This window comes from Nocardioides daphniae (genome assembly GCF_004777465.1).
GTDB lineage: Bacteria > Actinomycetota > Actinomycetes > Propionibacteriales > Nocardioidaceae > Nocardioides > Nocardioides daphniae.
Map to the genome: position 1 here is coordinate 3,074,805 of NZ_CP038462.1, position 22,854 is coordinate 3,097,658.

Here is a 22,854-nt window from a genome sequence, read left to right on the forward strand (position 1 = left end):
GGTCGTCGTGCCGAGGTGCGCTGTCAGGAGAACGGCGGCCTGGCGTCGCGGGCGATCGACTGGCGACCGGCCCAGCGCCACACGCGGGCCGCCCGGTCGCGGTCCTCCTCGGTGACGAGGTTGCCCATCCAGCGCAGCGCCAGCGTCATCAGCAGGTCCGAGCGCATGCCGATCGGGCCCAACGCCGTGATCACCTTCGGCACGGTCGCGATCCCCGCGAGGCGGCGCGCGATCGAGAACGACTCGCCGTAGCTCTCGCGCAGCAGCGCGGGCCAGGCCTCGGCCAGCGAGTAGCCGTCGTCCTCGCCGTGGACGGCGAGCAGCTCGGCCAGCACGCGGCCGGTCTCCAGGCCGTAGTCGATGCCCTCACCGTTGAGCGGGTTGACGCAGCCGGCGGCGTCGCCGACCAGCGCCCAGTTGCGACCGGCCACGTTGCTCACCGCGCCGCCCATCGGCAGCAGCGCGGAGGCCTCGGCGCGCAGGTCGCCGTGCAGCTCGAACTCGTCGCGCAGCTGGTCGGCGTAGTGGCGCATCAGCGGCTTGACCGCGATGTCGGCGGGGCGCTTGGCGGTGGCCAGCGCGCCGGCGCCGAGGTTCACCTCGCCGGTGCCGAGCGGGAAGATCCAGCCGTAGCCGGCCAGCGCCTTGCCGCCCTCGTCACGCAGCTCGAGGTGCGAGGAGATCCACGGGTCGTCGCTGCGCTCGGACTTCACGTACGACCGGCCCGCGACCCCGTAGACCGTGTCGCGGTGCCACTCGCGCCCGAGGCGCTTGCCGAGCGGGGAGCGTACGCCGTCGGCGACGACCAGCCAGCGGCAGCGGACCTCGACCCGCTGCCTGCCGTCGGGGCCGGTGGTCTCGAGGACGACCGCGGAGACCCGGTCGCCCTCCATCACGACGTCGACCGCGCGTGCCCCGTCGACGCAGGTCGCGCCGGAAGCCACGGCCGTACGCCGGAGGTGGTCGTCGAACTCGGTGCGGGCGACCGCGGAGCCCCAGGTCGGCAGGTCGGAGCCCTTGACGTCGGGCCAGTTCAGCTCGAGGGTCTGGCCGAAGCCGTGGGCGCGCAGGCCGTGGTTGACGGTGTGGCCCCTCACCCAGTCGGTGAGCCCCAGCGCCTGCAGCTCGTGGATGGCGCGCGGCGTGAGGCCGTCGCCACAGGTCTTGTCGCGCGGGAAGACGGCCGCGTCGACGAGCAGGGTCTCCATGCCGTGGCGGGCCGCCCACGCGGCAGCACCGGATCCGGCGGGACCGGCGCCGACGACGAGGACGTCGGTCTGGGCGGGCACGGTCGGGGCGGGCACGGTCGGGGCGGGCACTGGCTGGACGGGCGGGGAGGCGGGCACGGGTCGATTGTCGCAGGGTGGTCCTGAGGCAGCGACTTCCCACCGGAAATGCCGCGAGGGCCGACCCCACCGAGGTGGAGCCGACCCTCACGGGTGACTGCGGGCGACGACTCAGTTCTGGTAGGAACCGAAGTCGAAGTCGTCCAGCGCGACGGCCTGGCCGCCACCCTGACCGAAGTCGTAGTCGTAGTCGTAGCCGGTGACCTGGTAGGCGGCCGCACGGGCCTCCTCGGTCGGCTCGACGCGGATGTTGCGGTAGCGCTCCAGACCGGTACCGGCCGGGATGAGCTTTCCGATGATCACGTTCTCCTTCAGACCCAGCAGGGAGTCCGAACGACCGTTGATCGCCGCGTCGGTGAGGACTCGGGTCGTCTCCTGGAAGGAGGCGGCCGAGAGCCACGACTCGGTGGCCAGCGAGGCCTTCGTGATGCCCATGAGCTCCGCACGACCCGAGGCCGGCTTGCCGCCCTCGGAGACCACGCGACGGTTCTCCTCCTCGAAGAGGGAGCGGTCGACCAGGTCGGACGGCAGCAGGTTGGTCTCACCGGACTCGATGACCGTCACGCGACGGAGCATCTGGCGCACGATGATCTCGATGTGCTTGTCGTGGATCGACACACCCTGGCTGCGGTACACCTGCTGGACCTCGTCCACCAGGTGCTGCTGCGCCCGGCGGATACCGAGGACCCGCAGGACCTCCTTGGGTCGGGCGTACCGAAGGTCAGCAGGTCGCCGACCTCGATGTGGTCACCGTCGGCGATGCGCAGGCGCGAACGCTTGGAGACCGGGTACTCGACCTTGTCGGAGCCGTCGTCGGGGGTGACGATGACCTTGCGGGCCTTGTCGGTGTCCTCGATCTCGACGCGACCGGCGACCTCCGAGATGGGCGCCATGCCCTTCGGGGTGCGGGCCTCGAAGAGCTCGACGACGCGGGGCAGACCCTGCGTGATGTCGTCGGCCGACGCCACACCACCGGTGTGGAAGGTACGCATCGTGAGCTGCGTGCCGGGCTCACCGATCGACTGGGCCGCGATGATGCCGACGGCCTCACCGATGTCGACCAGCTTGCCGGTGGCCAGCGAGCGGCCGTAGCACTTGGCGCAGGTACCGGTGCGGGCCTCACAGGTGAGGACCGAGCGGACCTTGACCTCGGTGATGCCGGCCTCGACCAGCTCGCCGATCTTGACGTCACCCAGGTCCTCACCCGGCGCGGCGAGGACCTCGCCGGTGGTCGGGTGGACGACCTCGGTGGCAGCCGAGCGGGCGTACGCGGCGGTCTCGGCGTTCTCGTGGCGGACGACGGTGCCGTCCTCCAGGACCTCACCGATGACCTTGGCGAGACCACGCTCGGTGCCGCAGTCGTCCTCACGGATGATGACGTCCTGCGAGACGTCCACCAGACGACGGGTCAGGTAGCCCGAGTCGGCGGTACGCAGCGCGGTGTCGGCGAGACCCTTGCGAGCACCGTGGGTCGAGATGAAGTACTCGAGCACCGACAGGCCTTCACGGAAGTTGGCCTTGATCGGGCGCGGGATGATCTCGCCCTTCGGGTTCGCCACCAGGCCACGCATGCCGGCGACCTGACGGATCTGCATCATGTTTCCGGAGGCACCGGAGTCGACCATCATGTAGATCGGGTTCGACCGGTCGAAGTTCTTCGCCATGGCCTCGGCGACCTCGTTGGAGGCCTGGGTCCAGATCTCGATGAGCTCCTGACGGCGCTCCTCGTCGGTGACCAGACCACGCTCGAACTGCTGCTGGACCTTCGAGGCCTGCGCCTCGTAGCCCGACAGGATCTCCGCCTTGGCGGCCGGAGCCGTCACGTCGTCGATCGACACGGTGACACCCGAGCGGGTGGCCCAGTGGAAACCGGCGTCCTTGAGGGCGTCGAGCGAGGCAGCGACCTCGACCTTGGTGTAGCGCTCGGCCAGGTCGTTGACGATCGACCCGAGACGCTTCTTGCCCACCTCTTCGTTGACGAAGGGGTAGTCGGCCGGGAGCGTGTCGTTGAAGATCGTGCGGCCCAGCGTGGTCTCGACGATCGCCGTGGCCGGCTCGTCACCGATCTCGGCGACGTAGTCGGTCAGACGGATCTTCACCTTCGACTGCAGCGAGATCTCGCGGCGGTCGAACGCCATGATCGCCTCGGCCTGCGAGAGAAGAGACGCCCCTCGCCCTGCTCGTCCTCACGGTCGGTGGTGAGGAAGAACAGACCGATGATCATGTCCTGGGTCGGCATCGTGACCGGGCGACCGTCGGACGGCTTGAGGATGTTGTTGGTCGAGAGCATCAGGATGCGAGCCTCGGCCTGGGCCTCCGCCGACAGCGGCAGGTGGACAGCCATCTGGTCACCGTCGAAGTCTGCGTTGAACGCGGTGCAGACGAGCGGGTGGATCTGGATGGCCTTGCCCTCGATCAGCTGGGGCTCGAAGGCCTGGATGCCGAGGCGGTGCAGCGTGGGTGCACGGTTGAGCAGCACCGGGTGCTCGGTGATGACCTCTTCGAGGACGTCCCACACGACCGGGCGCGCGCGCTCCACCATCCGCTTGGCGGACTTGATGTTCTGCGCGTGCGAGAGGTCGACGAGACGCTTCATCACGAACGGCTTGAAGAGCTCCAGGGCCATCTGCTTGGGCAGACCGCACTGGTGCAGCTTCAGCTGCGGACCCGACACGATGACCGAACGACCCGAGTAGTCGACGCGCTTTCCGAGCAGGTTCTGACGGAAGCGACCCTGCTTGCCCTTGAGCATGTCGGAGATCGACTTGAGCGGACGGTTGCCGGGGCCCGTGACCGGGCGACCGCGACGGCCGTTGTCGAAGAGGCTGTCGACAGCCTCCTGGAGCATCCGCTTCTCGTTGTTGACGATGATCTCCGGCGCACCGAGGTCGAGCAGGCGCTTGAGCCGGTTGTTGCGGTTGATCACGCGGCGGTACAGGTCGTTGAGGTCGGAGGTCGCGAAGCGGCCACCGTCCAGCTGGACCATCGGGCGCAGGTCCGGCGGGATCACCGGAACGGCGTCGAGCACCATGCCGATCGGCTGGTTGCCGGTCTTGCGGAAGGCGTCGACCACCTTGAGGCGCTTGAGGGCGCGGACCTTCTTCTGGCCCTTGCCGTTGGCGATGGTGTCGCGCAGCGACTCCACCTCGGCGGCGATGTCGAAGTCCTGGAGGCGCTTCTGGATCGCCGTGGCGCCCATGTGGCCCTCGAAGTACTTGCCGAACCAGTCCTTCATCGAGCGGTACAGGATCTCGTCACCGAGGAGGTCCTGGACCTTGAGGCTCTTGAAGGTGTTCCAGATCTCCTCGAGGCGGGCGATCTCGTTCTCGGAGCGCTTGCGGACCGCAGCCATCTCGCGCTCCGCGCCGTCCTTGACCTTGCGACGCTGGTCGGCCTTGGCACCCTCGGCCTCGAGGGCAGCCAGGTCCTCCTCCAGCTTCTTCGCGCGGTCGTCGATCATCGAGTCGCGACGCTTCTCGAGACGCTCGCGCTCGAGCTGCACCTTGTTCTCGAGGGAGGACATGTCGCGGTGACGCGCCTCCTCGTCGACGGAGGTGATCATGTACGCCGCGAAGTAGATGACCTTCTCGAGGTCCTTCGGGGCGAGGTCGAGCAGGTAGCCGAGACGCGACGGGACACCCTTGAAGTACCAGATGTGGGTGACCGGCGCGGCCAGCTCGATGTGGCCCATCCGCTCGCGACGCACCTTGGAGCGGGTGACCTCCACGCCACAACGCTCACAGATGATGCCCTTGAAGCGGACGCGCTTGTACTTGCCGCAGTAGCACTCCCAGTCCCGGGTCGGACCGAAGATCTTCTCGCAGAAGAGTCCGTCGCGCTCGGGCTTCAGGGTGCGGTAGTTGATGGTCTCCGGCTTCTTGACCTCGCCGTGGCTCCACTCGCGGATGGAGTCCGCGGTGGCCAGCGAGATCTGGAGCTGGTCGAAGAAATTGACGTCGAGCACTGTGTTGATTCCCTACCTTCTCAGACTTCTTCGACGGAGCTGGGCTCGCGACGGGACAGGTCGATGCCGAGCTCCTCCGCGGCGCGGAAGACGTCGTCCTCCTCGTCCTTCAACGAGATCGGGGAGCCGTCCTGCGACAGCACCTCCACGTTGAGGCAGAGCGACTGCATCTCCTTGATGAGAACCTTGAACGACTCAGGGATGCCGGAGTCGGGGATGTTCTCGCCCTTCACGATGGCTTCGTAGACCTTGACGCGACCGGGCACGTCGTCGGACTTGATCGTCAGAAGCTCCTGGAGCGCGTAGGCAGCGCCGTACGCCTCCATCGCCCAGACCTCCATCTCACCGAAGCGCTGGCCACCGAACTGGGCCTTACCGCCGAGCGGCTGCTGGGTGATCATCGAGTACGGGCCGGTCGAGCGCGCGTGGATCTTGTCGTCGACCAGGTGGTGGAGCTTGAGGATGTACTTGTAGCCCACCGAGACCGGGTCCGGGAACGGCTCACCGGAGCGGCCGTCGAAGAGACGGGCCTTGCCGGTGGAGTCGATCAGACGCTTGCCGTCGCGGTTCGGGAGCGTCGCGTCGAGCAGACCGACGATCTCGTCCTCACGGGCACCGTCGAAGACCGGGGTGGCGACCTTCGTGCCCGGCTCGGCCTTGTCCGCACCGATGCGGATGAGGCGCTGCTTCCAGGCGGCGTCCGACTGGTCGTCGGACAGGTTGAGGTCCCAGCCCTGCTTGGCGAGCCAGCCGAGGTGGAGCTCGAGGATCTGGCCGATGTTCATACGACGCGGCACACCGAGCGGGTTCAGGATCACGTCGACCGGGGTGCCGTCCTCCATGAACGGCATGTCCTCGATCGGCAGGATCTTGGCGATGACGCCCTTGTTGCCGTGACGACCGGCGAGCTTGTCACCGACGGAGATCTTGCGCTTCTGCGCCACGTAGACACGAACCAGCTGGTTCACGCCCGGCGGCAGCTCGTCGCCCTCCTCGCGATCGAAGACGCGGACGCCGATGACCGTGCCGGACTCACCGTGCGGCACCTTCATCGAGGTGTCGCGGACCTCGCGGGCCTTCTCACCGAAGATGGCGCGCAGCAGGCGCTCCTCCGGGGTCAGCTCGGTCTCACCCTTGGGGGTGACCTTGCCGACGAGGATGTCACCGGTGGTGACCTCGGCGCCGATGCGGATGATGCCGCGCTCGTCGAGGTCGGCCAGACCCTCCTCGGAGATGTTCGGGATGTCCCGGGTGATCTCCTCGGGGCCGAGCTTGGTGTCGCGGGCGTCGACCTCGTGCTCCTCGATGTGGATCGAGGTGAGGAGGTCCTCCTGAACCAGGCGCTGGCTCAGGATGATGGCGTCCTCGTAGTTGTGGCCCTGCCACGGCATGAAGGCCACGAGCAGGTTGCGACCCAGCGCCATCTCGGCGTTCTCGGTGCAGGGGCCGTCGGCGATCGGCGTACCGACCTCGAGGCGGTCACCCTCGCTGACCAGCGGGCGCTGGTTGATCGCGGTGCCCTGGTTCGACCGGCGGAACTTCGCCAGGCGGTACGAGGAGTACGTGCCGTCGTCGTTCATGGTCTCGATGAGGTCGGCCGAGACCGACTTCACGACACCGGCGTTGTCGGCCACCATCACGTCACCGGCGTCGACCGCGGCGCGGTACTCCATGCCGGTGCCGACGAGCGGGCTGTCGGAGGTGATCAGCGGAACGGCCTGACGCTGCATGTTGGCGCCCATGAGCGCGCGGTTGGCGTCGTCGTGCTCGAGGAACGGGATCAGGGCAGTCGCGACCGACACCATCTGGCGCGGCGAGACGTCCATGTAGTCCACGTCGCCGGGCAGGATCTCGGCGACCTCGCCACCCTTCGTACGGACCAGGACGCGCTCGTCGACGAAGCGGCCGTCGTCGTCGATCGCGGCGTTGGCCTGCGCGATGACGTAACGGTCCTCGTCGTCGGCGGTCAGGTAGTCGATCTTGTCCGTGACGACGCCGTCCTCGACCTTGCGGTACGGGGTCTCGACGAAGCCGAACGGGTTGATGCGACCGTACGACGCGAGCGAACCGATCAGGCCGATGTTCGGGCCTTCAGGGGTCTCGATGGGGCACATGCGGCCGTAGTGCGACGGGTGGACGTCTCGGACCTCCATGCCGGCGCGGTCACGGGAGAGACCACCGGGGCCGAGCGCGGAGAGGCGACGCTTGTGCGTCAGGCCCGCGATCGGGTTGGTCTGGTCCATGAACTGCGAGAGCTGCGAGGTTCCGAAGAACTCCTTCAGCGCCGCGACGACCGGGCGGATGTTGATCAGGGACTGCGGCGTGATGGCCTCGACGTCCTGGGTCGTCATGCGCTCACGGACGACGCGCTCCATGCGGGCCAGACCGGTGCGGAGCTGGTTCTGGATCAGCTCGCCCACGGTGCGCATGCGGCGGTTGCCGAAGTGGTCGATGTCGTCGGCGGCGACCTTGACCGGCTTGTCGTCGTGGCCGATGACGACGTTGCCCTGGGCGTCGACGAGGTCGACGGGCTCCGTCGGCACGCCGGAGGCGTGCAGCTGGACGATGTAGCGGATCGCGGCGACGACGTCCTGGATGGTCAGCGTCTGCTGGTCGAACGCCTCGTCGAGGCCCAGCTTCTTGTTGATCTTGTAGCGACCGACCTTGGCCAGGTCGTAGCGCTTCGGGTTGAAGTAGTAGTTCTTCAACAGGGTGAGGGCAGCCTCACGCGTCGGCGGCTCGCCCGGACGGAGCTTGCGGTAGATGTCCAGCAGCGCGTCGTCAGGACCCTGGGTGTTGTCCTTCTCCTCGGTCAGCTGGATCGACTCGTACTGACGGAGCTCGGCCATGACCGACTCGTAGTCGTACGGCTCGCCCTCGTAGTCCTCCTCGGACGCGAGCGCCTGGAGGGCCTTGAGCAGGACGGTGACGTTCTGCTTGCGCTTGCGGTCGAGGCGGACGCCGACCAGGTCGCGCTTGTCGATCTCGAACTCGAGCCAGGCACCACGCGAGGGGATGACCTTGGCGGTGTAGATGTCCTTGTCGGAGGTCTTGTCCGCGGTGCGCTCGAAGTAGGCACCCGGCGAGCGGACCAGCTGGGACACGACGACACGCTCGGTGCCGTTGATGATGAACGTGCCCTTCTTCGTCATCATGGGGAACTCACCCATGAAGACCGTCTGGGCCTTGATCTCACCGGTCGTGTTGTTCATGAACTCGGCGGAGACGTAGAGCGGTCGGGAGTAGGTGAAGTCCTTCTCCTTGCACTCCTCCTCCGTGTACTTCGGGTCCACGAAGACAGGGTTCTCGAACGACAGCGACATGGTGTCGTTGAAGTCCTCGATCGGAGAGATCTCCTCGAAGATCTCCTCGAGCCCCGACTTCTCGGAGACGTCCTCGCCGGCTGCCTTGCGGGCAGCAACGGTCGCGTCCCAGGTCTCGTCGCCGATCAGCCAGTGGAAGCTGTCGGTCTGGAGAGCCAGGAGCGAAGGAACCTCGAGGGGCTCGTTGATCTTTGCGAAAGAGATGCGACGGGGATTACCAGCGGAGCTGCGCGCGGCCAAGATGTGCGTCCTTCGAAATCATCGCTGAAGGTGAGTGGCGCCTCCGACCACTACAACACCCCTCCGGACAGGGCGAGAGCATATGAGGGCAGGCGCAAAGAAGGAGCCTATCCCACGAAGGGGGTCGCCACCAAGACCCGCGAGGAGGGAGTTGGGTCACACGCAAGAACATTTGACCGTTCCCGCGGACCCACTCCGGGTGACGGCCACGATGATTACCCCCGAGAGGGGTCCGGGTCAAGCAGCGCCGCGGCGAGGCGCCCGGTTGACGCGACGAGCGGCCGCGTACGCACGAAGGCGGCCACCCTTGCGGGTGACCGCCTTCGCGGTGCTCACGAGGAGCGGTGCTCTGACGAGCAAGGAGAACCAGACGTCACTTGAGGGTGACGGTGGCGCCGGCGCCCTCGAGCGCCTCCTTGGCCTTGTCAGCGGCCTCCTTGTTGGCGCCTTCGAGGACAGCCTTGGGGGCGGACTCCACCAGCTCCTTGGCCTCCTTGAGACCGAGACCGGTGAGGGCGCGCACCTCCTTGATGACGTTGATCTTCTTGTCACCAGCGGCCTCGAGGACGACGTCGAACTCGTCCTTCTCCTCGGCAGCCTCGCCGCCAGCGGCGCCGCCAGCGGCGGGAGCAGCGGCAACGGCGACGGGGGCAGCGGCGGTGACGCCGAAGGTGTCCTCGAACTCCTTCACGAACTCGGAGAGCTCGATGAGGGTCATCTCCTTGAACGCGTCGAGGAGCTCTGCGGTGCTGAGCTTCGCCATGGTGGGCGATTCCTTCCATTCGGTGGCCGGACCGGTGTCGGTCCGACCGGGGGTTTCAGGTGGTGTACGTCGGCCTGGGATCAGGCGTCGGTGGACTCGGCAGCCTCGTCAGCAGCCTCGGCGGGAGCCTCCGCAGCGGGAGCCTCCTCCGAGACGGCCTCGTCGGCAGCCGGAGCGTCCTCGGCAGCGGCCGGCGCGCCGGCACCACCTGCGAGGATCGAGGGGTCCTGCTCGGCCTTGGCCTGCAGGGCGCCGGCGAGCCGGGCAGCCTGCGAGATGGGGGCGTTGAGCAGGTAGACGGCCTGCGACAGGGAGGCCAGCATTGCGCCAGCCATCTTGCCGAGCAGGACCTCGCGCGACTCGAGATCGGCCAGCTTGGCGATCTCGGAGGCGTCGAGGATGTTCCCGTCCAGGACACCGCCCTTGATGACAAGGGCGGGGTTTGCCTTGGCAAAGTCACGCAGACCCTTCGCCGCCTCGACCACGTCGCCCTCGATGAAGGCGATGGCGGTCGGGCCGGTGAGCAGGTCGTCGAAGCCGGTGATGCCCACCTCGTTGGCGGCAAGCTTGGCCAGCGTGTTCTTGACCACGGCGTAGTTGGCGTTCTCGCCGAGGGAGCGCCGCAGTTCCTGCAGCTGCTTCACGGTGAGACCGCGGTACTCGGTCAGCACAGCACCTGCGGAACCGTTGAATGACTCAACGATGTCCGCGATGGCTGCTGCCTTCTCTGGCCGCGCCATGGGTCTCCTTCCGGACTACGCTCGAAGACGTACCGGCTGGCCCCTGAAACGACGAACGCCCCGGGCACAGGAGCCCAGGGCGTGATGGACGATCGAGATCATCCTGCTCTGTTCACCTGCGCTGGCCGTCCGCAGCTGCGGAACCTTAGGTCATCCCCACCCTTGCGAGCAGAGCGACCACCGGCGGTCTCTGGTTACGAGGAGTGACACTAGACCAGCGCGGCGGGCTGAACAAAATCCACGCGTGGTTGGTAGGTGGTGGCGAGCCTCACCGGCCCTCAGTCTGACAGTTTTCCCACGGTCATCGGCGTTGCGTGTTGCAATCGGTGGCGTGGACCCGATGCTGACTCCCCTCAACGAAGTGCTGGAGCGTGTCGACAACCGCCTGCTCCCCCGAGGCCGACGTCCGGATCTGGGGCACGGGCTTCCCGTTGCTCGACGACGCGCTCGGCGGTGGCCTGCGCGCAGGCACCCTCAACCTCCTCGCCGGCTCCCAGGGCGAGGGCAAGACCACCTTCGCCCTGCAGATCGCACGGCAGTGCGCCAAGGCCGGGCAGCCGGTCGTCTTCTTCTCCTTCGAGCTCGAGGCCGAGGTCCTGGTCCAGAAGATGATCGCCGCCGAGGCCGCCGACCACGCGCCGCACAGCCCGGCCAGCGTCTACCAGGTCCGTGCGGCCTTCGAGGGCACCGACGGCGGCGCCGGTGGCCTGCCCGAGCGCCTGAGCCGCTACAACGGCGGCCTGGACGCCCTGGCGTCGGTCTCCGAGTTCGCCCCGCGCCTCCACGTGCACCGGTCGACGACCACCTCGACCAACCTCGACGTGATCGCCCGGACCATCAAGGAGGTCATGGTCCAGCACGGCGAGCCGCCGCTGGTCGTCATCGACTACCTCCAGAAGGTCCGCCCGCGCGAGCAGATGGCGGAGGAGCAGGCCGTCACCCACGTGACCGAGCGGCTCAAGGACATCGCCATCGAGTTCGAGTGCCCGGTGCTGAGCATCTCCGCCTCCGACCGCGCCGGCCTCGAACCGGGCCAGCGCATGCGCGCCCGCAACATGAAGGGGTCGACGGCACTGGCGTACGAGGCCGACGTCGTGCTGATCCTCTCCAACAAGGCCGACATCGTCGCCCGGCACCACCTGCTGTACGCGGCGAACAACGGCGCGAACTTCCGCGAGTACTCGGTGCTCACGGTCGACAAGAACCGCTCCGGCCGGACCGGCGCCGAGGTGGAGTTCCGCAAGCAGTTCACCAGCGGCCGCTTCGTGCCCGAGGGCTCGGTGGTCTCGGAGGACCTGGTGGACGAGCGAGTCTTCGTGGAGTGATCCCACGGCTTCGGTCGGTCGGTGGGAGGTCGACCGACGCCGAGCACTCCCGCAGCCGGTGAGGACCGGCCACCCTCAGGTGGCCGGTCCTCACTGGTTCCGGGCACGGCACGTCGCCAGAAATGGCACGAGGCCGGCCACGCGTCGCGTGACCGGCCTCGTCGCAGAGTCTGCGGTGATCAGAGGATCACTCGCCAGCCTCGTCCTCCACAGCCACGTTCTTCACGCGGTTGGTGTCGACCAGGACGCCGGGGCCCATGGTCGTGGAGAGCGAGATCTTCTTGATGTAGCGGCCCTTGGAGCTGGCCGGCTTGAGACGCAGGACCTCGTCGAGGGCAGCGGCGTAGTTCTCGGCGAGCTGGAGCTCGGAGAAGGAGGCCTTGCCGATGATGAAGTGCAGGTTCGAGTGGCGGTCGACGCGGAACTCGATCTTGCCGCCCTTGATGTCGGACACGGCCTTGGCCACGTCCGGCGTCACGGTGCCGGTCTTCGGGTTCGGCATGAGGTTGCGGGGACCGAGCACGCGACCGAGGCGGCCGACCTTGCCCATCATGTCCGGGGTCGCGACCACGGCGTCGAAGTCGAGCCAGCCGCCCTGGACCTTCTCGATCATGTCGTCGCCACCGACGAAGTCGGCGCCGGCCTCACGGGCAGCCTCGGCCTTGTCGGCGTTGGCGAACACGAGGACGCGGGCGGTCTTGCCGGTGCCGTGCGGCAGGTTGACCGTGCCGCGGACCATCTGGTCGGCCTTGCGGGGGTCAACGCCGAGGCGCATGACGACGTCGACGGTCTCGTCGAACTTCTTCTTGCTGTTCTCCTTGGCGATCTTGATCGCGGAGAAGGGCGAGAAGACCTCGTTCTTGTCGAACTTGGCCGCGGCCTCGCGGTAGCTCTTGCTGCGCTGCATGTCTGGTTACTCGTTTCTTCCAGTGTGGTCAGTGAGCCAGCGCGGCTCTGCCACGGGATGTGGTTCGGGGAGGGAGGATCAGTCGGTGGTGATGCCCATGGAGCGGGCGGTGCCTTCGACGATCTTCATCGCTGCGTCGATGTCGTTGGCGTTGAGGTCGGGCAGCTTGGTCTGCGCGATCTCACGAACCTGGTCCTTGGTCAGCTTGCCGACCTTCTCCTTGTGCGGGACGCCCGAACCCTTGGCCAGGCCGGCGGCCTTCTTGATCAGCTCAGCGGCCGGCGGGGTCTTGGTGATGAACGTGAACGAACGGTCCTCGTAGATGGTGATCTCGACGGGGATGACGTTGCCGCGCATCGACTCGGTCTGGGCGTTGTACGCCTTGCAGAAGTCCATGATGTTGACGCCGTGCGGACCGAGGGCGGTACCGACAGGCGGAGCCGGGGTCGCGGAGCCAGCCTGGAGCTGGACCTTGACCAGGGCTGCGATCTTCTTCTTGGGAGGCATTTCTTGATCCTTCTGATCGTGACGTCGTGGTCTTGTCGAGCCGGACCGGGATGCCTCCCGACGGGCTCTGCCACCTGGGTGTTGCTCACGCCGCAGACGCGACGCTGGCGCGGATGCCGTTCACACGGCAGCGCCGACCGTCGGACAGTCTCGCATTTCCACCCCGGAGGGAGGAATTCGACGACTGCCGCACGGCCGGCGGCGCTGGTTGCCTCAGACCCGCTGGATCTGGCTGAAGCTCAGCTCGACCGGGGTCTCCCGGCCGAAGATCTCGACGAGGGCCTTGACCCTCTGGGACTCACCGTTGATCTCGGTGATGGTCGCGTGCAGCGTGGCGAACGGACCGTCGACCACCATCACGGAGTCGTTGACGTCGAAGTCGGCGACCTCGACCGGCTTCTTCGCGGCGGCGCTGCCCGACGACTTGGACGAGGCGGCCTCGGCCTCGGCCTCGGCCACGGCGACGGCGCTCGGGGCGAGCATCGACTCGACCTCGCTCATGGAGAGCGGGACCGGGTTGTGCGCGTTGCCGACGAAGCCGGTCACCGACGGGGTGTGGCGCACGGCCGACCAGGACTCGTCGGTGAGGTCCATGCGGACCAGGACGTAGCCGGGCAGGACGGTGCGGGTGACCATCTTGCGCTGGCCGTTCTTGATCTCGGCGACCTCCTCGGTCGGCACGACGATCTCGTGGATGTACTCACCCATGTCGAGGGCCTGGATGCGGTTCTCGAGGTTCGCCTTCACACGCTTCTCCATGCCGGAGTAGGTGTGGATGACGTACCAGTCACCGGGCTTGGCCCACAGCTCACGACGGAACGCCTCGAGCGCGTCGACCTCCTCGGCCGGCTCCTCGGCGGACTCGTCGTCGGTGTCGGTCTCCTCGTCGGTCGCGACCTCGTCGGTCACGTCGACGTCGACGTCGTCACCGCCCTCGGTGGCCTCGTCGTCGATGGACTCGGTCGCCTCGAGGTCGGCCTCGGTCGGCTCCGGCGAGTCGTTGTGCTCAGACACGTGCTGCTCCGTCACTTGGTTTCACTGGTTGCTGGTCGCGCTCAGGCTGCCAGGCCTCGGTCAGTTGGTGCCGCCGGTGAAGGCCCAGAAGACCAGACGTCCGAACCCGAGGTCCATGAGCGAGACGAGGGTCATCATCACGACGACGAAGACCATCACGACGATGAAGTACGTCACGAGCTGCTTCTGCGTCGGCCAGACGACCTTGCGCAGTTCTGCGATCACCTGGCGCAGGAACGTCACCGGGTTGGTGCGGCTCGTGCCCTTCTCAGCGCGAGGCTCGTGAGCCTTGGCGTCCGACACGTTGCCCTCCATGGTTTCGATGACGTTTCGATGCTGGTGCTACGAGTTTCCTGCCTCGGACAAGTCCTGCTGTTGCAGGGCACGAGGGACTTGAACCCCCAACCTTCGGTTTTGGAGACCGATGCTCTGCCAGTTGAGCTAGTGCCCTCCGACGGATCCCCCGCTCATTCCTGCCGGTTGAGGGGCAGGGATCAGCATGTGGGAGAACCACCAGTCGGAGAGTGTACGGGGCTGCTCGGGTCTCGTCCAAACGCCCTACGATGTGTCCATGACCGAGACTTCCTCCCCCAACCCCGCCAGCACCCCTCGTGACAAGCGCGTCTCCACCCGGATCGCCGCGATCGCCGAGTCCGCGACGCTGAAGGTGGATGCCAAGGCCAAGGCGCTCAAGGCCGAGGGACGTCCGGTGATCGGCTTCGGCGCCGGCGAGCCCGACTTCCCGACCCCGTCGTACATCGTCGACGCCGCGGTCGACGCGTGCCGCGACCCGAAGAACCACCGCTACACCCCCGCGGGCGGCCTGCCCGAGCTCAAGCAGGCCATCGTGGAGAAGACGAAGCGCGACTCCGGCTACGAGGTCACCCCCGCCCAGGTGCTCGTCACCAACGGCGGCAAGCAGGCGATCTACGAGGCCTTCGCCGCGATGCTCGACCCGGGTGACGAGGTCATCGTCCCGGCCCCCTACTGGACCACCTACCCCGAGGCGATCGCCCTGGCCGGCGGCGTGCCGGTGGAGGTCCTCGCCGACGAGACGCAGGACTACAAGGTCACCGTCGAGCAGCTCGAGGCGGCGCGCACCGAGCGTACGAAGGTCCTGCTCTTCGTCTCCCCCTCCAACCCCACCGGCGCGGTCTACACCGCCGACGAGATCCGCGCGATCGGCCAGTGGGTCGAGGACAACAACCTCTGGGTGCTGACCGACGAGATCTACGAGCACCTGGTCTACGACGACGTCGAGACGGGCTCGCTGCCCGTGCTCTGCCCCTTCCTCGCCGACAACTGCGTGGTCGTCAACGGTGTCGCCAAGACCTACGCGATGACCGGCTGGCGGGTGGGCTGGATCATCGGCCCGACCGACCTCATCAAGGCCGCCGGCAACCTGCAGTCGCACGCCACCTCCAACGTGGCCAACGTGTCGCAGCGCGCCGCGATCGCCGCGGTCTCCGGCGACCTCGCCGCCGTCGACGAGATGAAGGTGGCCTTCGACCGCCGCCGCAAGAAGATCGTCGAGATGCTCAACCAGGTCGAGGGCATCTACTGCCCCACGCCGCTGGGCGCCTTCTACGCCTACCCGTCGGTGAAGGGCCTGCTCGGCAAGACCTACGACGGCAAGGTCATCGACTCCTCGGCCGACCTGGCCGAGTACATCCTCGAGAAGGCCGAGGTCGCGGTCGTCCCCGGCGAGGCGTTCGGCTCGCCCGGCTACCTGCGCCTCTCGTACGCCCTGGGCGACGACGACCTGGTCGAGGGCATCACCCGCATCCAGAAGCTCTTCTCCTGAGCCACCGGCAGCCTCGGCTGCCTCCCGCAGGGGCGTCCCACCCGGGGCGCCCCTGCGGCGTTTCCGGACGCATGTAGCGTCTGGCCATGGCTCGTGACATCCGCGCGCTTCCCAAGGCGCACCTGCACCTCCACTTCACCGGCTCGATGCGTCACGCCACCCTGCTCGAGCTCGCGGAGCGCGACGGCATCACGCTCCCGGAGTCACTGGTCGAGGACTGGCCCCCGCAGCTCTCCGCGGCCGACGAGAAGGGCTGGTTCCGCTTCCAGCGCCTCTACGACGTGGCCCGCTCGGTGCTGCGCACGGAGGGCGACGTACGACGCCTGGTGCGCGAGGCCGCCGAGGACGACGTCCGTGACGGCGGGCGCTGGCTGGAGATCCAGGTCGACCCGAGCGGCTACGCGGCACGCTTCGGCGGCATCACCGCCTTCACCGACCTGGTGCTCGACGCGGTCGAGGACGCGTCGCGCGAGACCGGGCTGGGGATGGCGGTGGTGATCGCGGCCAACCGCACCCGCCACCCGCTCGACGCCCGTACGCTGGCCCGCCTCGCCGCGCAGTACGCCGGACGGGGCGTGGTGGGCTTCGGTCTCTCCAACGACGAGCGCCGCGGCCGGACGGACGAGTTCCGCGGTGCCTTCGAGATCGCCCGACGCGCCGACCTCGCGCTGGTGCCGCACGGCGGCGAGCTGCTCGGGCCGAGCCACGTGCGTACGTGCCTCGACTCGTTGGGGCCCACACGCCTGGGCCACGGCGTCCGCTCCTCGGAGGACCCGCAGGTGCTCGACCGGATCGTGCAGGCCGGGATCGCCCTCGAGGTCTGCCCCGTCTCCAACGTGGCGCTGGGCGTCTACCCCGACCTGAGCTCGGTGCCACTGCCCCAGCTGCTCGAGGCCGGGGCCACGGTGGCGCTGGGCGCCGACGACCCGCTGCTCTTCGGGTCGCAGCTGGCCGGGCAGTACGCGACCATGCGTGCCGCGCACGACCTCGAGGACGACCAGCTCGCCGAGCTCGCCCGAATGTCGGTGCGGGCGTCCCGCGCGCCGAACTCGGTGAGAGACTCCGTACTCGCCGAGATCGACCTCTGGTTGAGCGAGGCCGACAGCAGCGGCGAGGGCCGCACCACGGAGAGGAAATCATGAGCGACCCCAGCAACCCCTACGGTGAGCAGCCCGACCCCACCAACCCCTCCGGCCAGGAGAACCCCTACGGCACTCCCCCGGCGCAGAACCCGTACGACCAGCAGCCCTACGGCCAGCAGTCGCCCTACGGCCAGCAGCAGTCTGGCTACGGCCAGCAGCCGTCGTACGGGCAGCAGCCCGGGTACGGGCAGCAGCAGCCGGCGTACGGTCAGGGATACCCGCAGGGCTACGGCCAGGGCGGCCTCGCGCCGGCCAAGCCCAACCACCCGTCGGCCACCACGTCGATGGTGCTCGGCATCATCGGCCTCGGCAGCCTGGTGATCGCCTGCGGCATCGGCCTCGTCCTCTCCCCCTTCGCCTGGGTCATGGGCAGCAAGGCGGTCAAGGAGATCGACGCCTCCAACGGCCAGCTCGGCGGCCGCGACCAGGCGCGCGCCGGCCAGATCATGGGCATCATCGGCTCGGTCATCCTGGTCCTGGGGATCATCGCCATCATCGCGTTCATCGCCTTCGCGGTCTCGGTCGGTTCGTCGGAGAGCGTCTACTACGACGGCTACTGAGCCCTGCGGCCGTCGGACGACGGCCGCAGCCTCGGCGAGCCGGTGCCCACCGGCTTCGCCGTTCTGCCTCCACGCGTCGCCGGCGTGCACCACCATGGTCCCGACCGAGCAGACGAGAGGAACTCCGTGAGCGACCCGAGCACCCCGCCCAACCCGTACGGCGACCCCGGCCACGGCCAGCAGCCGGGCTACGACCCCTACGCCGTCGGCGGGCTCGGCGGCGGACCGGTCGCCCACCCGCGGGGCACCACCGTCCTCGTGCTGGGCATCCTCGGCCTCGTCTGCTGCGGCTTCCTGGCGCCGGTCGCCTGGGTCATGGGCGCCAGCGCCGACAACGACGTCAAGGCCTACCCGGGCCGCTACAGCAACGCCGGCTCCATCAAGGCGGGCAAGATCCTCGGCATCATCGGCACGGCGATCATCGTGCTCACCTTCCTGGCCGTGATGCTCCTCTTCGCCTTCGGTGCCTCCATGGGGCTGGACAGCTCGAGCACCCCGAGCAGCCCGGAGGACTGGTCCGGCGTCCAGTAGGTCAAACCAGCCCTCTGGCCGACCGGCCGCGTCTCCCCCTAGGGTCGAAGAACCATCCCCGACCAGGAGGGACGACCCCCACGATGGACATCGTCCTCGTCCCGGGTCTGTGGCTCGACGCCTCGGCCTGGGACGCCGTCACCGCCCAGCTCACCACCCGTGGCCACCAGGTCAGCGCGCTGACCTTGCCCGGGCAGGGGGACGACCACCCGGACGCGACGCTCGACGACCAGGTCGACGCGGTGGTCGCGGCGGTCGAGTCGGCCGAGGCTCCCCCGCTCGTCGTCGGACACTCCGCCGCCAGCACGCTGGCGTGGCTGGCTGCTGACCGACGCCCCGACCAGGTCGCCGCCGTCGCACTCGTCGGCGGCTTCCCGGCGACCGACGGCACGACGTACGCCGACTTCTTCCCGGCGAAGCGCGGCAAGGTCGCCTTCCCCGGGTGGGAACCCTTCGAGGGACCGGACACGGTCGACCTCGACGCGCAGGCCCGCGCCCGGATCGCCTCCGGCATGCACCCGGTGCCGCACGCCGTCACCTCGGCCGAGGTCCGCTACCGCGACGAGCGGCGCCACGGCGTCCCGCTCACGCTGGTCTGCCCGGAGTACACCCCCGACCAGGCCCGCTCGTGGGTCGAGGCGGGCGAGGTGCCGGAGGCGGCGGCCGCCCAGCGGCTCGACTACGTCGACATCGACAGCGGCCACTGGCCGATGTACTCCGCTCCCCAGGTGCTGGCCGACCTGGTGGACGGGCTCACGCACCGCTGAAGTCGGCTCGGCTCAGAGCGTCAGGCCGACGAGCACCGGCTCGTTGACGAGGCGTACGCCGAAGGCCCGCTCGACGCCGTCACGCACGGTGCGCGCCAGGGTGAGCAGGTCGTCGGCCGTCGCACCGCCCCGGTTGGTCAGGGCGAGCGGTGTGCTTGGTGGAGAGGCTGACGCGGCCCTCGACCTCCGCCGGGCTGAACCCCTTGGCGAAGCCGGCGTGCTCGATCAACCAGGCCGCGCTCGACTTCACCGAGCCGTCCGGCTGCGCGAAGCGGGGCGCCCCCTCGGGCAGCGCCGCGGCCTGCTCGGCGCTCAGCAGCGGGTTGGTGAAGAACGAGCCGGCGCTCCACGTGTCGTGGTCGGCCGCGTCCAGCACCATCCCCTTGCCGGCGCGCAGCGCGAGCACGGCACGGCGTACGTCGGCGGCCGGGGCCCGCTCGCCGACGTCGACGCCGAGGGTGCGGGCGAGCTCGGCGTAGGCGACCGGCGCGGAGAGCGACGCCGTCGGCAGCTGGAAGGTGACCTCGAGGATGAGGTGGCGGTCGGGCTCTGCCTTGAAGCGGCTGTGCCGGTAGGAGAAGCCGCAGTCGGCGGCGGAGAAGGTGCGCTGGCGCTTCTCGACGCGGTCGTAGGTGCGCATCTGGGCGATGGTCTGGGCGACCTCCTGGCCGTAGGCGCCCACGTTCTGCACCGGCGTGGCACCGACCGAGCCGGGGATGCCGGAGAGCGCCTCGACGCCGCTCCAGCCCGAGGCGACGGCGTGCGCGACCAGGTCGTCCCAGACCTCGCCGGCGGCGACCTTGAGCACCGCGCCACCGCAGGAGGCGTCGTGGGGCTCGACGTCGGCGGAGATGCCCCGGGTGGCGATCCGCACGACGCGGCCCGCGAAGCCGGCGTCGGAGACGACCAGGTTGGAGCCGCCGGCGACGAGCAGGACCGGGATGCCGCGCTCGTCGGCCTCGGCGACGGCAGCAACCAGCTCGGCCTCCGTCGTGGCCTCGACCAGGTCGGCGGCGGGACCGCCCAGACGGAGCGTGGTCAGGTCGGCCAGGCGCACCTCAGGCACCGGACTCCTGCGCGTCGCCGGGCAGCACGACGACGGCCTTCGGCATGCCGAGCACCTTGGCGCCGCCGCTGGTGACCAGCAGGGCCAGGCTGACGACGTCGCGGCCGTCCTCCTCGGTGACGCTCTTCACGGAGGCGGAGACCTCGACGCCGACCGCGCCCTCGGCGGGGACGACGACGGGGTCGGTGAACTTCGAGCCGATCTCGCGGACCTCGGCGCCGGGGAACCAGTCGGTGACGGCGCGGGCCATCAGCGCCATCGTGTACATGCCGTGGGCGATCACGCCGGGCAGTCCGACGGAGTGGGCGACGGCCTCGTCCTGGTGGATCGGGTTGTGGTCGCCGCTCGCCTCGGCGTAGGCGACCAGGTCGGCGCGGGTGATGGCGAACGTACGCGGCCCGAGCTCGGCGCCCTCGGCCGGCAGGAGGGGCTGGTCGGCGCTCATGCGTCCTCCTCGGTGGCCTCGCCGCGGTGCACCAGGGTGGCGGTCGCGGTGCAGACGAGCTCGCCCGCGGCGTCGGTGACGGTGCTCAGGGTGCCGATGATGTCGTTGCCGCCGATCTGGCGCAGCCGCGCGACCTCGAGCGTCGCGACCAGGGTGTCGCCGGCGACGATCGGGCGGGCGTACGTGAAGCGCTGCTCGCCGTGGACGATCCGGTGCAGCGGGACCTGCTCGGCGTCGAGGAACGTCTGCATCGCCTCGAACGCCAGGACGATCGGGTAGGTCGGCGGTGCCACCTCGGCAGGGGCTCCCCCGGCCGCGGCGGCGAAGGCCGCGATCGACTCAGGCGTGACGTGGTGCTCGGCTGTCGGCGGGAAGGTCCGCCCGACGAGCGAGGAGTCGAGAGTCATGTGTTCCAAAATAGCGACAGACCCACCCGAGCGCGTCGGGCGGGTCTGTGCGGAAAGTCTGTTCGCGTCAGCGGGTCTCGCGGTGCGCGGTGTGCTTGCGGCAGCGCGGGCAGAACTTGTTCATCTCCATACGGTCGGGGTCGTTCCGACGGTTCTTCTTGGTGATGTAGTTGCGGTCCTTGCAGTCCACGCACGCAAGGGTGATCTTGGGGCGAACGTCAGAGCTCTTGCTGGCCACGGGAAGTCCTTAGTCGAATGCTGGTGTGATGCCTTTGCCGATGCTACCGGCTTGATGGAGATCAGGCTTCGTAGCGAGGGCGGGACTCGAACCCGCGACACCACGATTATGAGTCGTGTGCTCTAACCACCTGAGCTACCCCGCCACCGGGAGAGCGCCGCCCCCGTGAGGGGCGGCCAACTCTTTCCCAAGCCCCTTTACGGAATCGAACCGTAGACCTTCTCCTTACCATGGAGACGCTCTGCCGACTGAGCTAAAGGGGCAACGAGGAAGAAGATTACACAGGTCCTTGCACCGTGCAAAATCGCCCCCCACCTGCCGGACCCGCGGGTGTCGTCGCCGCTGGTCAGGCGCCCATCCGGGGCCACGGACGAGCCTCCTCGAGCTGCAGCGCGAGCTGCAGCAGGAGGGCCTCCTGGCCCCACCCTCCGCACAGCTGCATCCCCTGCGGGAGCCCCGCGGCAGTGGTCGCCAGCGGGAGGCTGACGGCCGGGTCGCCGGTCGCGTTCTGCAGCGGCGTGAAGGCCACCCAGTCCATGAGCCGGTCGATGACCTCCTCGTAGGGACGCGTCGGGTCGAGGTGGCCGACCGTGGGCGTCTCGGTGGCCAGCGTGGGCGTGAGCGTGACGTCGTACGCAGCGAAGTGGCGCTTGGAGGCCTGCTGCGAGGCGCCCATGGCGGCGATGGCGCCGGGCAACTTGGCGATGTTGCGGCGGCAGTGCCGCGCCAGGCCGAGGGTGAGATTGTCGAGCTTGGTCGAGTCCCACGAGGTGCCGCGGGCGCGCGGCCCGGTGCGCACCAGGTACATCGCGAGCATCGACCAGTAGAGGAGGAAGGCGTCGGCGAACCAGTCCGGGACCGGCGGGTCGACCTCCTCGACGTGGTGCCCCAGGGCCTCGAGGTGGGCGGCGGTCTCGAGGGTGAGGCGGCGCACCTCGGGGGTGGCCTCGCGGCCGATGCCGGCGGTGACGACGGCGATCCGCAGCGGCCGGTCGATCGGGCGGGTCACGTCGCCGACCGGGCCAGCCGCGGGTCGCGGTAGACCTTCTCCGCCTCCCGCAGGAAGGCGGCGGTGTCGCGGACCGAGCGGGTGAGGACGCCGTCGGCCACGATGCGTACGGGCATCTGGCGGGTCATGGCGTCGGAGGGCACGCGCCCGCGGGTGGGCTTGAGGCCGACCAGGCCGTTGACGGCGGCCGGGATGCGGATCGAGCCACCCCCGTCGTTGCCGTGGGCCAGCGGGACCGCCCCGGTGGCGACCAGGGCGCCCGCGCCCGAGGAGGAGGCGCCCGCGTAGTGGTCGCGGTGCCACGGGTTGCGGACGGGGCCCTGGCGCGGGTGGTCGCAGGCGCCGGAGAATCCGAACTCGGAGAGCCGGGTCTTGGCCAGGTTGACCGCGCCGAGGCGGTGGAAGAGGCGGGCGACGTCGCCGTTGACCGGGCTGGGCTTGGCGACGAAGGCGTCGGTGCCCTCCTGGGTCGGCAGGCCGCGGACGTCGACGTTGTCCTTGAGGACCATGGGGAGGCCGGCGAACCAGCCGCGCTGCGCGCCCTGGGCGCGGACCCGGGCGCGGCCGTAGTCGCGGACCGCGACGGCGCCGAGCTCGGCGTCGACGGACTCGATGCGGGCGATCGCTGCCTCGACGAGCTCGCTGGACGAGACCTCGCCACGCTGCAGGCGCGTGACCAGTCCGACCGCGTCGTCGGTGCCGAGGGCGTCGTCGGTGAAGGCGTGGATGGGCTCCATCCCGGCACCCTAGTGAGTC

General features: G+C 68.9%; 19 protein-coding genes, 3 tRNA genes and 2 pseudogenes. 6 read left to right on the forward strand and 18 right to left on the reverse strand.

Features of this window, described 5'->3' with window-relative positions; all coding sequences use genetic code 11:
• Positions 1 to 23: 23 nt before the first annotated feature.
• From E2C04_RS15145 to rplJ, 5 genes and pseudogenes are all read right to left on the reverse strand, one after another.
• A complete protein-coding gene (locus E2C04_RS15145) occupies positions 24 to 1,346 on the reverse strand; it encodes a geranylgeranyl reductase family protein (protein ID WP_275106518.1) in 1,323 nt (440 codons plus the stop codon).
• A gap of 111 nt (positions 1,347 to 1,457) precedes the next feature.
• A pseudogene (locus E2C04_RS21130) lies at positions 1,458 to 5,310 on the reverse strand (DNA-directed RNA polymerase subunit beta').
• 20 nt (positions 5,311 to 5,330) lie between these two features.
• Complete coding sequence (rpoB, locus tag E2C04_RS15155) at positions 5,331 to 8,873, reverse strand: DNA-directed RNA polymerase subunit beta (protein ID WP_135833231.1); 3,543 nt, start codon at positions 8,871 to 8,873, stop codon at positions 5,331 to 5,333.
• Positions 8,874 to 9,246: 373 nt separating this feature from the next.
• On the reverse strand, positions 9,247 to 9,636 hold the full coding sequence (gene rplL / locus E2C04_RS15160) for a 50S ribosomal protein L7/L12 (protein ID WP_135833232.1): 390 nt from the start codon (positions 9,634 to 9,636) through the stop codon (positions 9,247 to 9,249).
• 80 nt (positions 9,637 to 9,716) lie between these two features.
• A complete protein-coding gene (gene rplJ / locus E2C04_RS15165; protein WP_135833233.1) occupies positions 9,717 to 10,376 on the reverse strand; it encodes a 50S ribosomal protein L10 in 660 nt (219 codons plus the stop codon).
• Between the two features lie 371 nt (positions 10,377 to 10,747).
• On the opposite strand from rplJ, the gene E2C04_RS15170 reads away from it, so the two are divergent.
• Positions 10,748 to 11,701: a DnaB-like helicase C-terminal domain-containing protein gene (locus tag E2C04_RS15170; protein ID WP_135833234.1), complete on the forward strand. Its 954-nt coding sequence runs from the start codon at positions 10,748 to 10,750 to the stop codon at positions 11,699 to 11,701.
• A gap of 187 nt (positions 11,702 to 11,888) precedes the next feature.
• Here the strand turns inward: E2C04_RS15170 and rplA are convergent, their stop codons facing one another.
• From rplA to E2C04_RS15195, 5 genes are all read right to left on the reverse strand, one after another.
• A complete protein-coding gene (rplA, locus tag E2C04_RS15175; RefSeq protein WP_135833235.1) occupies positions 11,889 to 12,608 on the reverse strand; it encodes a 50S ribosomal protein L1 in 720 nt (239 codons plus the stop codon).
• Positions 12,609 to 12,686: 78 nt separating this feature from the next.
• Positions 12,687 to 13,115 (reverse strand): 50S ribosomal protein L11, encoded by a 429-nt coding sequence (gene rplK / locus E2C04_RS15180; protein WP_135833236.1) that lies wholly within the window; start codon positions 13,113 to 13,115, stop codon positions 12,687 to 12,689.
• Positions 13,116 to 13,328: 213 nt separating this feature from the next.
• Positions 13,329 to 14,129: a transcription termination/antitermination protein NusG gene (gene nusG / locus E2C04_RS15185; protein WP_135833237.1), complete on the reverse strand. Its 801-nt coding sequence runs from the start codon at positions 14,127 to 14,129 to the stop codon at positions 13,329 to 13,331.
• A gap of 60 nt (positions 14,130 to 14,189) precedes the next feature.
• Positions 14,190 to 14,444 carry a preprotein translocase subunit SecE gene (secE, locus tag E2C04_RS15190; RefSeq protein WP_135833238.1) on the reverse strand — a complete coding sequence of 85 codons (255 nt, stop codon included), beginning with the start codon at positions 14,442 to 14,444 and terminating at the stop codon, positions 14,190 to 14,192.
• Positions 14,445 to 14,507: 63 nt separating this feature from the next.
• A tRNA-Trp gene (locus tag E2C04_RS15195) sits at positions 14,508 to 14,580 on the reverse strand.
• A 120-nt stretch (positions 14,581 to 14,700) separates the two neighbouring features.
• Between E2C04_RS15195 and E2C04_RS15200 the strand changes: the two genes are divergently transcribed.
• From E2C04_RS15200 to E2C04_RS15220, 5 genes are all read left to right on the forward strand, one after another.
• Positions 14,701 to 15,933: a pyridoxal phosphate-dependent aminotransferase gene (locus E2C04_RS15200; protein WP_135833239.1), complete on the forward strand. Its 1,233-nt coding sequence runs from the start codon at positions 14,701 to 14,703 to the stop codon at positions 15,931 to 15,933.
• An 86-nt stretch (positions 15,934 to 16,019) separates the two neighbouring features.
• Positions 16,020 to 17,075: an adenosine deaminase gene (locus E2C04_RS15205; protein WP_135833240.1), complete on the forward strand. Its 1,056-nt coding sequence runs from the start codon at positions 16,020 to 16,022 to the stop codon at positions 17,073 to 17,075.
• Positions 17,072 to 17,635 (forward strand): DUF4190 domain-containing protein, encoded by a 564-nt coding sequence (locus E2C04_RS15210; protein ID WP_135833241.1) that lies wholly within the window; start codon positions 17,072 to 17,074, stop codon positions 17,633 to 17,635. Before E2C04_RS15205 ends, E2C04_RS15210 begins: the two co-directional genes overlap by 4 nt.
• Positions 17,636 to 17,761: 126 nt before the next feature.
• Positions 17,762 to 18,166, forward strand: coding sequence for a DUF4190 domain-containing protein (locus E2C04_RS18280; protein ID WP_188421677.1), 405 nt, complete (start codon positions 17,762 to 17,764; stop codon positions 18,164 to 18,166).
• An 83-nt stretch (positions 18,167 to 18,249) separates the two neighbouring features.
• Positions 18,250 to 18,933: an alpha/beta fold hydrolase gene (locus tag E2C04_RS15220; protein WP_135833242.1), complete on the forward strand. Its 684-nt coding sequence runs from the start codon at positions 18,250 to 18,252 to the stop codon at positions 18,931 to 18,933.
• 12 nt (positions 18,934 to 18,945) lie between these two features.
• On the opposite strand, the pseudogene E2C04_RS15225 reads toward E2C04_RS15220, so the two are convergent.
• From E2C04_RS15225 to E2C04_RS21140, 8 genes and pseudogenes are all read right to left on the reverse strand, one after another.
• Positions 18,946 to 19,999: pseudogene (locus E2C04_RS15225) on the reverse strand (UDP-N-acetylmuramate dehydrogenase).
• The gene (locus E2C04_RS15230; protein WP_135833243.1) at positions 19,992 to 20,444 is read right to left on the reverse strand and encodes a MaoC/PaaZ C-terminal domain-containing protein; all 453 of its coding nucleotides are present in this window, start codon (positions 20,442 to 20,444) and stop codon (positions 19,992 to 19,994) included. The pseudogene E2C04_RS15225 and the gene E2C04_RS15230 overlap by 8 nt, the downstream one beginning before the upstream one ends.
• Entirely contained in the window at positions 20,441 to 20,851 is a 411-nt protein-coding gene (locus E2C04_RS15235) for an FAS1-like dehydratase domain-containing protein (RefSeq protein ID WP_135833244.1), read from the reverse strand. The genes E2C04_RS15230 and E2C04_RS15235 overlap by 4 nt, the downstream gene beginning before the upstream one ends.
• A gap of 67 nt (positions 20,852 to 20,918) precedes the next feature.
• Positions 20,919 to 21,089 (reverse strand): 50S ribosomal protein L33, encoded by a 171-nt coding sequence (gene rpmG / locus E2C04_RS15240; RefSeq protein ID WP_135833245.1) that lies wholly within the window; start codon positions 21,087 to 21,089, stop codon positions 20,919 to 20,921.
• A 71-nt stretch (positions 21,090 to 21,160) separates the two neighbouring features.
• Positions 21,161 to 21,234, reverse strand: a tRNA-Met gene (locus E2C04_RS15245).
• Between the two features lie 45 nt (positions 21,235 to 21,279).
• A tRNA-Thr gene (locus E2C04_RS15250) sits at positions 21,280 to 21,352 on the reverse strand.
• An 83-nt stretch (positions 21,353 to 21,435) separates the two neighbouring features.
• Complete coding sequence (locus E2C04_RS21135; protein ID WP_275106519.1) at positions 21,436 to 22,098, reverse strand: amidase family protein; 663 nt, start codon at positions 22,096 to 22,098, stop codon at positions 21,436 to 21,438.
• Positions 22,095 to 22,835 (reverse strand): amidase family protein, encoded by a 741-nt coding sequence (locus E2C04_RS21140; RefSeq protein WP_275106520.1) that lies wholly within the window; start codon positions 22,833 to 22,835, stop codon positions 22,095 to 22,097. Before E2C04_RS21140 ends, E2C04_RS21135 begins: the two co-directional genes overlap by 4 nt.
• Between the last annotated feature and the right edge of the window lie 19 nt (positions 22,836 to 22,854).

Excerpts from the sequence above, each read along its gene's own strand:
- rplL (WP_135833232.1), bottom strand. The coding sequence starts at position 9,636 with ATGGCGAAGCTCAGCACCGCAGAGCTCCTCGACGCGTTCAAGGAGATG.
- rplJ (WP_135833233.1), bottom strand. The coding sequence starts at position 10,376 with ATGGCGCGGCCAGAGAAGGCAGCAGCCATCGCGGACATCGTTGAGTCA.
- rplA (WP_135833235.1), bottom strand. The coding sequence starts at position 12,608 with ATGCAGCGCAGCAAGAGCTACCGCGAGGCCGCGGCCAAGTTCGACAAG.
- rplK (WP_135833236.1), bottom strand. The coding sequence starts at position 13,115 with ATGCCTCCCAAGAAGAAGATCGCAGCCCTGGTCAAGGTCCAGCTCCAG.
- secE (WP_135833238.1), bottom strand. The coding sequence starts at position 14,444 with ATGGAGGGCAACGTGTCGGACGCCAAGGCTCACGAGCCTCGCGCTGAG.
- E2C04_RS15200 (WP_135833239.1), top strand. The coding sequence starts at position 14,701 with ATGACCGAGACTTCCTCCCCCAACCCCGCCAGCACCCCTCGTGACAAG.
- E2C04_RS15205 (WP_135833240.1), top strand. The coding sequence starts at position 16,020 with ATGGCTCGTGACATCCGCGCGCTTCCCAAGGCGCACCTGCACCTCCAC.
- E2C04_RS15210 (WP_135833241.1), top strand. The coding sequence starts at position 17,072 with ATGAGCGACCCCAGCAACCCCTACGGTGAGCAGCCCGACCCCACCAAC.
- E2C04_RS15220 (WP_135833242.1), top strand. The coding sequence starts at position 18,250 with ATGGACATCGTCCTCGTCCCGGGTCTGTGGCTCGACGCCTCGGCCTGG.
- E2C04_RS15230 (WP_135833243.1), bottom strand. The coding sequence starts at position 20,444 with ATGAGCGCCGACCAGCCCCTCCTGCCGGCCGAGGGCGCCGAGCTCGGG.
- E2C04_RS15235 (WP_135833244.1), bottom strand. The coding sequence starts at position 20,851 with ATGACTCTCGACTCCTCGCTCGTCGGGCGGACCTTCCCGCCGACAGCC.
- E2C04_RS21140 (WP_275106520.1), bottom strand. The coding sequence starts at position 22,835 with ATGGAGCCCATCCACGCCTTCACCGACGACGCCCTCGGCACCGACGAC.